At 61.3% G+C, this 8,566-nt stretch carries 6 protein-coding genes; 4 read left to right on the top strand and 2 right to left on the bottom strand.

The genetic code is table 11. The features are described from left to right. Positions 1-702: 702 nt before the first annotated feature. Together JT360_RS32370 and JT360_RS32365 are read right to left on the bottom strand one after the other, a co-directional pair. Entirely contained in the window at positions 703-1,587 is an 885-nt protein-coding gene (locus JT360_RS32370; protein WP_214477383.1) for an AraC family transcriptional regulator, read from the bottom strand. A 293-nt stretch (positions 1,588-1,880) separates the two neighbouring features. After that, complete coding sequence (locus tag JT360_RS32365; RefSeq protein ID WP_250889230.1) at positions 1,881-2,519, bottom strand: TetR/AcrR family transcriptional regulator; 639 nt, start codon at positions 2,517-2,519, stop codon at positions 1,881-1,883. Between the two features lie 170 nt (positions 2,520-2,689). Between JT360_RS32365 and JT360_RS32360 the strand changes: the two genes are divergently transcribed. From JT360_RS32360 to JT360_RS32345, 4 genes are all read left to right on the top strand, one after another. Beyond that, a complete protein-coding gene (locus tag JT360_RS32360) occupies positions 2,690-3,415 on the top strand; it encodes a hypothetical protein (RefSeq protein ID WP_214477380.1) in 726 nt (241 codons plus the stop codon). Between the two features lie 659 nt (positions 3,416-4,074). Beyond that, positions 4,075-5,157 (top strand): substrate-binding domain-containing protein, encoded by a 1,083-nt coding sequence (locus JT360_RS32355; RefSeq protein ID WP_214477378.1) that lies wholly within the window; start codon positions 4,075-4,077, stop codon positions 5,155-5,157. Between the two features lie 78 nt (positions 5,158-5,235). Beyond that, positions 5,236-7,491 (top strand): ABC transporter permease, encoded by a 2,256-nt coding sequence (locus JT360_RS32350; RefSeq protein WP_214477376.1) that lies wholly within the window; start codon positions 5,236-5,238, stop codon positions 7,489-7,491. Continuing rightward, a complete protein-coding gene (locus JT360_RS32345; RefSeq protein ID WP_214477374.1) occupies positions 7,484-8,272 on the top strand; it encodes an ATP-binding cassette domain-containing protein in 789 nt (262 codons plus the stop codon). The genes JT360_RS32350 and JT360_RS32345 overlap by 8 nt, the downstream gene beginning before the upstream one ends. Positions 8,273-8,566 lie beyond the last annotated feature (294 nt).

Below are 8,566 nucleotides of genomic sequence, written 5' to 3'. Positions count from 1 at the left end.
CATCCGGCACTCGCTTAAGGCGTTCAGCGTCCGGTTGAGCAAGGTCGGGCGCGCGGCTTTGCGCACCGGTTGGGTGGTGGTTTTTTCAATAACTTAGAGGATGATTTTGCAATGTGTGGATGTTTACTGCACATTGCGAGTATCGTGATTTCTCCACCATTTCCGTGTCTTAATGCAGTGTGCGGCGGCTCGGCGGCAGTTGAGGAAGCTTGGGCCGGGAAGGGGCGCGCAGTCAGAGACGGCAGCGAGATGCTCGACAGAAAACCCAGTTCTCGGAGGGGGACGCGGGCCTTTCGGTGACCTCTGGTCTACAGGCTCGGCGCAGCCAACGTCGCCAGCGTCGGCCGTAGGACGGCGGCCGACCGCAGGCTTGTCTGCTGGCGCTGGCCAATTCGCCATCCTGCGGTCAGGGAAGTGGATCGCCTGGCCAAGGCCCGATATCTGTTAGAGATCGAGGCGCGCGGCGAACTTGACCTCGCAGAGCATATGCAGGCTGTTCTCAACGCGTGAAAGGATGAGACGACTGGTGTGCAGACGGTCCGCTACTGAATGTCTGGTATGCGCCCCATCTCTGACGTCCCGCACAACGCCATCCGCTCCCGAAGCTGCCATTCGCCCAGGGTGCCAGGGATGGCCGGCTATGGGTGGACAACGGCCTGTCCGCTTCTGACGATCAGAAGGGACAAGCCGCCGTCCAGCGGATTATTTCAACGGCAGGAACAGCTCCGCGACCGTCTCATGCTCCGGCACATCCGGGAAGAAGGCGAGGCGTTGGCAGTAGAGAGGGAAATCCCTCGGCTCTTCGCCGCTGGCCGGCAGCCAGTCGCGATAGAGATAGAGAGCGGCCGGCTCCAGATTGTCGGTATTGCCAACGACGCGCAGCACAGCGCAGCGCCCGCCGGGGATAAAGCCCGCCGCCACGCCCTCGTCATTCGGTCCTATCGGGAAATCGATGCCCGCACACAGGTCCATCCGGTATTCGGCCGGGGATGCTGGCTGCCGCTCGGAACGGAAGACATTGAAGATTGGGCTGGTCTTTGGGGAAGATAGGCCAGCGGCCCTTCGCCAGGCGATGAACCGCTGGATGGTATCGCCAATCGTCGCGGGGTCGCCCCGATGCTCCATGACCGCTACCGTCGTCGGGGCCACATCACGGATCGTCACATCTTCATGGCTATAAGTCTTCTGCATGAGCTTGCTCCTAGCGTTGTCGAGAAGCCCGAAAGCCGCAAGCCACGGTTCCCATTCGGGAGACTTTCGGAACGACGAAGGCGATTGTCCGAACCGTTGCCGAAAGGCGCGGGCGAAAGCATCCGGTGCGTCGTAGCCAGCATCCATCGCTATGTCCGTGACGCTTTCGGCGTCTCTGTAGGCCAGCCGGTACGAAGCGCGCTTCATGCGGGCGAGCTGGACATAGCGATGCACGGACAACCCGAAGGTGGACGTGAACTGCCGGTGGAAATGGTATTTCGAGAACGCCGCGACGCCGCTCAACACTTCCAGGCCCAGATCGTCGTCCAGATGGTGGTCTATGTGGTCCAGCACCCGCTGCATTCGGGCAGGGTAGTTTTCAAGCGCCGCCTTCATCGTATTCTTCCTCCGTGGCAACACCAGATAGGCCCTTCCGAATATGTCGCGCTCGACCGATCTTGCGATTTGGCATAGATCGACGGGTGCCTGCCAGCGACGCCTTGCAGGCAAGCCCGATCTCCGGTTGAACGGCGGACTAGAGGTCGGTAGCAGTCATCCAGCTCTTAATCGTCGAACGCGAACTTTTCCGTGATCCACACCTAGGAGCTGCCAGTCCGCTCTCGGGCCACTAGGCTGCCGAGCAGCAATGCGCCGCCTTTCCAGACGTTGGCCAGCGGCAGTTAATCCCACTAGGGCGCGTCGTTTCCAATGAGTGTCACGAAGTGCTCTAATACGTTCTGCGCAGTTCGCTCCGCAGTATGTCCAGCCACCGCCCACTGAGCAAAGTGACCGTCAATGCACATGCGTGCGAGCCCGTAGACGAGCGCCCTCGCGGCTATCTGGGTCTCTACGATGTCGGTCGACCGGAGCATGTTTCGTTGCTGCGCTTCTACCATCGACTTTTCCATCAGCGAACGCACTGCTTCGTTATCGTTACGCAGTGACTCCGAACTGTCCCAATCGATAAGACTCCGCGTCGAGATGATCTGGAAATGGGTGGGGTTTCGAATTGCCCAGCGCAGATAGGCGATTCCAACAGCGGCAAAGCGCTCAATCGGGTCATCCGTAGCTACGTTCTCGACAGCATTCGTAATCTCCGAGCGGAATCGGCTCATTGCCTGCTCTGCGACAGCAGTCATCAATGCGGTCTTGTTGGCGAAATGACGGAAGGGTGCGCCGGGAGAAACGCCCGCCCGCTTTGCGGCTTCGCGCACGCTCACATTGCCGGGGCCGCCTTCCTCGACAAGTTGAACCGCGGCATCGATCAGGACCTCCCGCAAATTGCCATGATGGTAACCGGTGCGATGAGGCGTCTTGGCTTTTGGCATTTCGTCCCTCGTTCCATCGAGCTGGATTTTCGCCTCTATACCAAGAAATCTCGAAAAATGTAATCACTGTTTACAATTCGCACTAAGGCATGTAAGCAGCGATTACAGATGGGGTCGGAACAGGCCTGCAGTCTTCGCGGCTGCCAAATACCCAAATGGAGGAAACGAACATGCTCGCCAGAAACGCCGAATCTCGCCGTCCGCAATCGCTCACGTCGTCCCAGGGGCCAGCCGAAGAGCCTCAGCATAAGGAGAATTTCCGGACTGTTCAGTCGAGCGCAGTTGTACCCAGCGTCACGCTTTATCGGCTTGCCGCCGTCGCCGGAGTGGGAAGCGCGCTTGTTCTTTTGGTCAACGCGGCTAAACGCAGTTCGCTCATCGCGACCACTGATCTAACCCAACTTCTCGCGCCGCTCGCCGAGATATTGGCGCTTGGTCTTGTCATAGCCTTGTTTCTTGCGTTTGGCCGGCGTACGGGCCTATTCGGCACTATCGCGTTTGTCATCAATTTCTTTGCGCTTGCGAGTTTGGAAGGTGTGGAAGTGGTGATCAATCTCGTATTTTCGAAACTTCCGCCAACCCCCATCATGGACCTGCGAGCCGGGCCGCTCGGACTGGCTCTAGTCGCCAGTTCGTTGCTTTTTCTGCTTGGAACGCTGGCGTTTGTGATCTCTCTTGCCGTTGGAAAAGGCGTGTCGCGCATTCCACTCGCTCTCTATTTCATCGGCGCGGTGCCTATCGCGCTCCGTGCGTTCGTGCCGGAGTTGGCTCTTGACCTGGGCTTGGTAGTTCTTGCGATAGCCATCGCTTGGCTGGCCGGATGGCTGTGGATACGGGCGAGTGCCATCGACGATTTCAGGCCAAAAAATGTGTTGCACCTATCGCGCGGTGCATGAGTCAGGCTCGCAATTCCGGGTCAAAGACTGAGAGTCAGAAACGCGCCCAACAGTTCGTTCGTCTATGCCGGCAATTGACCAAGAACGACGTTCGGGGCTCCACCTGTTAGCGTCTGCTTCGCGCCGCAATGTCGGTCATAGAAACTGCTTTTCCGGCTTCTCGAAAGCGGACATTGCAGGATCCATCACCAACGTCGTACTCGCGCCAGAAACGGTCCTTCCCAGGTGGGACAGCCAAAGGCGTGTCACTATACAATTGCGGTCATTCGCATTGGCCGACTTCTGGCGACGATTGTGCTGTATCCATCCTCGCTTGCGAGTAGCGGATCGGCGTCCACTGAATGAGTCATCGCTTCCCGTATCGCCGCTGCCCCGGCGTCGATCTTCTTCTCGAACACCGTCATGTCGAGCTGACTGCCGTTCGGGATCGCGCTTCGCCGGCCAAAAGCCTTCCGAACTCTTAGCCGGCCTTCACTTGCGTCAGGTGACCTTTCGACGGCGGATGCTTTTCCGCTCTAAACCAATTCGTCGGTGAAAGTGGGAGCACTATTTACGTGGGCAGGCTTTGGGTAGAATATTACGGGTGGGAGGAAGCATTCGGAATCCCCTGAATAATGCGCCGAACGGCTTCCGACCGTTGGTTGCAAGGGAGGATGATCATGAAACGCATTTTCTCGCTCGCGGCGTGCGCCGCGGCGTTAGCGCTTGGCGTGTCGAACGCCTATGCACAATCGGGCGGCGTCGATAAGGCGGTCGGCGGCTACAGCTTCAAGGACGCTGCGGCCGAGGCGCCCGGCACCAAAAATTTCCACTCCGCTGACGGGCACCTCACGTTCGCCATCGTGACCCACACGGCCGGCAATGGCTTCTTCGATCCGGTCTATGTCGGCGCGACCGTCGCCGGCAACCTGATCGGCGCCAAGGTCCTGTTGCTCGGCTCGGAATCGCCGACCGACGACCCAGCCCGCGAGATCGAAATCCTGAACCAGATCGTGCAGGATCCGACGATCGACGGGCTGATCATGACAACACCCCAGGTCGGAGCCTATAACGACATCGTCAAGGCGGCCGAGGCGAAGGGCATACCGGTAGCCACGACCAATTCCTTCGACGCCACGATCCTCGACCGCAGCAGCATCGGCCACACTGGCCAGGAGGCTTCCGCTGCCGCGATTGCCGGCGAGGCGTTGGTCAAGTGCCTGGCGGACAAGGGTATCGAGAAGGGCTCGATCGTCCTGCCGTCGTCGACCTCAATGGGTAATATCGAGGTGAACAATCGCGTCACCTCGGCCTTCAATGCGATCGTCAAGGGCTTGAAGGCCGCTGGCAAGCTTGACGCCTTCAAGGTTGACGCAGGTCCCGAGAACACCGGTATCGATACCAATCCGAACGATCCGGTGAACGGCATCGTCACGCTTTTTGAATCGCGCGGCGATGTCGTCGGCGCGTTCGCCGGCAACAACGTGTTCACGCCGGCGCTCGCCAAGGCCGTCGCCCAGACCGGAAAGACCGGCAAAATCTGCGCCTACGGCTTCGACCTCGGTCCGGCTCAGCAGGATGCGTTGAAGACTGGCGACCTGACCGGGGCGCTCGGGCAGCAACCCTTCCTGCAGGGTTTCTGGCCCGTCATGCAGCTCTATCTGCAGATCGATCGCGGCATCGCGGCTGCCAATCTCGATACGCGCGCCCAACTCGTGACGAAGGAGACTGTGGGAAAAGTCGGCAAGCGCTTCGAGAACTGAGGTCGGCTCGGAACATCTGAAATCGCTGCGGAAGGGCGCTGGCTCCCCCGCAGCGACGGCAACGATCATAGGGGACCCATGGCGCCCATCGCGACCACATCGTCCGGCCGTGCGCCGCCTCAGCTTGTCGGCGGCTGGGAGGCGGGGTTGCTCGCCCTGCTTTTGCTGCTCTATCTCGGCGGCGCTTTCGTCAACCCGGCATTCTTCGGGTCGACGGAGGCCTTCCATGCGCTACTGCGCGATACCTCGCGGGTTGCCATCATCGCGGTCGGAATGACCTTCGTAATCGTCAACAAGGATCTCGATCTCTCGGTCGGCTCCACCTATGGTCTGGTCGCCGTCGCCTTCGCCAGGCTGTTCGCGCCCAGCTTTCTTGATCTCGACATCGTCACCTCGGTGATCCTCTGCGCGTTCCTTGGCACGGTGATCGGCCTCATCAATGGCGTTCTCGTCACCATCCTAAAGGTGCCGGCGTTCATTGCTACACTGACGATGCTCCTCATCGGCCGCGGTTTCGTGCTCGCGCTCACTCACGGCCAGGCAATCTACTATCCCGCCAAAGCGAAAGACTATCCGCTCTTCTTCCACCTTGGCGAGACGAATGTCTTCGGCTTCAATAATCAGATCGTGGTCTTCGCCGCGATCGCTGTGGTCGGCGCCTATGTGCTTGCCAAGACGCGCTGGGGCTACGAGACCTTCGCCACCGGCGGCAACGAGCAGGCGGCGGTCTATGCCGGCATCCCGACGAACTGGGTGCGCATCCGGGCCTACCTCATCTCCTCGCTATGCGCGGCCCTCGCCGGCCTGCTGTCGGCTACCCAGGACAAGGGTGTGACCCCGCTCTACGGCGTCAGCGGCGAGTTGACCGTGATCGCCGCGGTGATCATCGGCGGCGCCTCGATCCTCGGCGGCCGTGGCCGCGTCGCCGGATCCTGCCTCGGGGCCATGCTGGTGGTGCTGCTCGACAAGCTGCTGCGCGAGGGCTGGCCGATCACCCGCACCATCAAGATCGGCGACGAGGAAATCACGGTCAACGCCGTCTTCTCGCTGCCGGTCGGCGCGGTGCCAGTCTTCCTCGGGCTGCTGCTCATCGTCGCAGTGCTCATCGAGCCCTATCTCATCCGACGCCAGGTGGCCGGGCGCCTCTGGGCCTGGGTCCGCGGCCGACCGCCGCCACCGGCCTACGAGATCGGCGGCATCGCGATCGAGGGGGTGCAGACCAAGGGCGCGATGGCGACCGACATAGCGCTGTCGGCCGCCGGGTTCGGCAAGTTCCTCGCCCGACGCGACGCGCTTGCCATCATACTAACCGCGGTGCTGTGGCTGACGGGCCTCGCTCTCAGGCCCGACTATTGGTGGAACCTGTCCAACACCTTCGCCATCCTGCTCAACTACACCGAACTGGCGTTGATCACGATCGGGCTCACTTATGTCATCGCCGCCGGCGACATCGATCTCTCGGTCGGGGCGGTCCTCGCCCTCGCCGGCAGCACCGCCGCCTACTTCCTGAAGGTGCTCGGTGCCGACCCAGTCACCGCGGTGGCGATGGGCCTGCTCGCGGGAATGGTCGCCGGGCTCGTCAACGCGACCGTCACGGTCGGCCTCAAGCTGCCAGCATTCATCGCCACGCTCGGAATGTTCTACATCGCCCGCGGCCTCGCGGCCTGGTTCGTCGCCGGCCAGCAACTGACCGGCTGGCCTGAGGGCTACAACCTGCTCGGCCGCAAGGTGAATGACATCCTCCTCCACTTCGACATCTCGCTTCCAGATGGAATTTTCCGCACGGTGGCCGAGGTGGTCAGCGTGCAGACCATCTGGATGCTGTTCGTCGCCCTCATTGCCGGCGTCGTGCTCGCCTACATGCCGTTCGGGCAGAAGGTCTACGCCACCGGCGGCAACATCCGCGCCGCCGCCTACGCCGGCATCAACACCAGCCGGGTGCGCTTCCTCTCGTTGATGCTGGCGGCGCTCAGCGCGACCATGGCCGGAATCATCAACGTCGCCTACTTCCGCAGCTTCAACCCGGTCGCCGGCCAGTTCCGCGAGCTCGACGCCATCGCCTCCGTCATCATTGGCGGCGGGTCGATCTTCGGCGGCTACGGCACGATCATCGGCGCGCTCGCGGGCGCGGCCGTGATCACCTTGGTCCGGGCGCTTCTGCAGCTCAACGTCCAGGGCTTCACCATGCCGCAGCATTGGATCAACGTCTTCATCGGCAGCATCCTGATCGTCGCTGTGCTGATCGACATCTGGGTGCGCCAAGCCAACATCTTCGGCCGCCTGCGGGCGCGCCTCGCGAGGCGCAAAAAAATGGCGGAAACCACCCATGCGTGACACGACCAAGCCTGCACCGATCGTGGAAATGCGGGGCATCGAGAAGGTCTTCGGGGCGGTGCAGGCGCTCCGCAACGTCGACCTGGTGCTTTATCCGGGTGAGATCCTCGGCCTCGTCGGCGATAACTCGGCCGGCAAGTCGACGCTGATGAAGATCCTGACCGGTGCTTATCAGCGCGATGCCGGCGAAATCTTCGTTGCCGGACAACCGGTCCACTTCAGGAGCCCGCACGAGAGCCGCGACGCCGGCATCGAGATGATCTACCAGGATTTCGCGCTTTGCGGGAACATGGACGTCGGCCAGAACATCTTCCTCGGCCGTTGGCCGCGCAAGGGCCTTTTCGTGAATCGGCGGAAAATGTACGCGGAAGCCGACAGCGTGCTGAAGCGGCTCAAGGTCGACGTGAACTCCGTCTATCAGAAGGTCGAGAGCCTGTCGGGCGGCCGCCAGCAATCGGTGGCGATTGCGCGCGCGATTTCCTTCCAGCCGCGCGTGGTGATCCTCGACGAGCCGACCGCCAATCTCTCTGTCATGGCCACTGAGCGCCTGCTCGAGACCATGCTGGAGTTGAAGAAGCAGGGCGTCGCCCAGATCATCATCTCGCACCGCCTTGTAGACATCTTCACGGTCGGCGACCGCGTGATGGTGCTGAAGCGCGGAGAAAACGTCGGCGACCGCTACATCAGGAACACCGACGAGCACGAGGTCCTGGAGATTATTGTCTCCGGCACGCGAGCGCGCGCCCTTACGGCAGATGAAGCGTCGCCAAGCAAGATTTAACCGATCAGGACCAACGTCTCCGGGTGTGGCTGTCAAACGGCCCTTTCACAGCGGACGGTTCGCGCCAGGAAGCACGCAGCGGATATGCAACCGCATAATGAAGGCCAGCCTTCGCTAAACTCGGTTCATCTCCCCCTATGGCGCGCTTTCCGGCTCGAATGGCAGCTTCCACCCTTGTGCAGACCCTGCACCGTGACCTCAAGAAGGTCGTCACCGGGTCAGATCCAGACCATCTGTGTGCGGAAATGAATGTCCGTTTTGACAGTCCTCGCGGCGAAAGCTGCCAGCCTGCTG

The sequence above is a fragment of the Mesorhizobium sp. dw_380 genome (assembly GCF_018588885.1).
In the GTDB taxonomy this organism is placed as follows: domain Bacteria; phylum Pseudomonadota; class Alphaproteobacteria; order Rhizobiales; family Rhizobiaceae; genus Mesorhizobium.
This window is presented reverse-complemented; position numbering and strand designations above follow the sequence as displayed.